Annotated in this window: 1 protein-coding gene and 2 pseudogenes; 2 read left to right on the top strand and 1 reads right to left on the bottom strand. The window is 34.4% G+C overall.

Annotated elements, in window-relative coordinates; translation table 11 throughout:
* Positions 1 to 520, top strand: a pseudogene (locus FPG59_RS15800) (transposase); the annotation flags it as partial.
* A 120-nt stretch (positions 521 to 640) separates the two neighbouring features.
* Here the strand turns inward: FPG59_RS15800 and FPG59_RS17065 are convergent.
* A pseudogene (locus tag FPG59_RS17065) lies at positions 641 to 718 on the bottom strand (transposase); the annotation flags it as partial.
* 194 nt (positions 719 to 912) lie between these two features.
* Here FPG59_RS17065 and FPG59_RS16905 point away from each other — a divergent pair.
* Positions 913 to 1,824, top strand: a complete 912-nt coding sequence (locus FPG59_RS16905) for a hypothetical protein (RefSeq protein ID WP_217875946.1) — start codon at positions 913 to 915, stop codon at positions 1,822 to 1,824.
* The last annotated feature ends 7 nt before the right edge of the window (positions 1,825 to 1,831 follow it).

The following is a 1,831-nucleotide window of genomic DNA, read 5'->3' as shown; positions in this document are numbered from 1 at the left end:
TGGGTTGATATATTTACGCGACTCAACCAAAAGTACAATATTGTTAATGCTTTGCAATATTGTCAGGAGAAAAAAGGACTTGAGATTTATGCGTATTGCATTATGCACAGTCATATCCATTTAATGTGCAAAGCCACAAATGGTTTTATTCTATCTGATGTCATGCGTGATTTTAAAAAATACACTTCCAAGAAAATTATTCAAACAATAATAGAAGAACCAGAGAGTCGCAGGGAGTGGCTTTTGGCATATTTTGAACAAGCGTGTGCGCATCTTAAGAGAGACCAAAGCTATAAAGTATGCTTCGCCAATTCGCACTTTCAGGCTCGGGTGGCAAGACGGCTATCACGCTGAAATAATAGAAACCAATTGGTTCATAAAACAAAAAGTGAATTATATCCATAACAATCCTGTAAAAGAGAAAGTAGTTAGCTCACAAGAGGATTATTATTTTAGTTCTGCTAGAAATTATGCGGGCTTAGACAATGATTTAGATGTTGTAATGTTGGACTTATTTTAGATTGTTGATGAACTTTGTGGGCACGGAATGCAATTCCGCGCTATCGGGGAGAATACTCGTCATATCCGAGCCATCGGGCTCATCGTTCTGGGCACGGATTGCAAATCCGCGCTATCGGGGTATATCAACCCAACCTACTGTTGTAATAGTTATAAAATATGCCTGATCTGTTGTTGTTGCTTTATATTTTGTTGACATTTTTTTTATTTAAAAATACAATAAAAGCTATAAAAAAACATAGCTCGTATTTCTTTGTTCTCGTGTAGGTATGAATGAGGTTAGGGATTATGTTTGTGGATCATCGTTGTGGGCACGGATTGCAAATCCGCGCTATCAGTTCGCGATAAAGTTTGGTGTGGTTTTAAAAACCGTCTTTCTTTAAAAACATGTTTTTGTATACCACAGCGATTGGGGTTTCTTTCTTTTCATGTAGATTTGCTTTGTGGGCACGGATTGCAAATCCGCGCTATCGGGGTGAAGATGGTATGGGTACCTATCAACGCTTATATGATGGAGGAAGTACATACGTTCTTAAAAACGCAGCATATCTTAGAAAATTTGAAAAACTAAGTCCAGATGTTCAAAAGTTTATTTCTCAACTTACTGATGATAAAGCAGGAGCAACACTTAGCAAATTTCTAGATGATTGTGATAGTGACTTTGTAGCATTACTAAATGCAGATAGTCGATATGCTGAAGCAATTGTCGGTCATAAAAATAAATTTATAAGAGCAGATTATGAAAATTTTCCTGATGAAATCGCAGAATTAACAACCTCATCTGCCTCTAAAGAAAAATTAGGAAATTGGATAAACAGAAGTTCAAAAATATCTAATTTTGGGGAAGTTGTTGCAACAGGTAATCGTTTAAGTAAAAACATAACAGATGCAATAAAACTTAAATCTGGGAAGTTATTTGAAGATTTAGCTGAAAATTTAGGTTTAACAACAAAAGAACTTGAGCTTTACGATGTATTAACAGAAGTTCCTCTTGTTACTGCAGGAGGATTTATGAAAGCTGATGTGTTATTGATTAAGAAAAATGCACTTGGAAAAATTGAGGATACCATAATAATTGAAAATAAGCTTTCTCAAGGTACTGCTTTAACAAAAAGACAAAAAGAAGGGTTTGGTGCAATAATAAATGGACAAACTAGTATGACAATAAAATATGATAAACCCGGTGAAATTTTAGTACGTGAAGGTCCATTGACTCTTTCAAAAAATAAAATTTTTAAAATTTCAGATGCAGGTACAGATAATATTGCTAATGTTAAAATTGAAAAAATAATAAAAGTAAACTAGACTATGA

Origin of the sequence: Flavobacterium sp. FPG59 (assembly GCF_002150205.1) — a bacterium.
Lineage (GTDB): Bacteria > Bacteroidota > Bacteroidia > Flavobacteriales > Flavobacteriaceae > Flavobacterium.
This window is presented reverse-complemented; position numbering and strand designations above follow the sequence as displayed.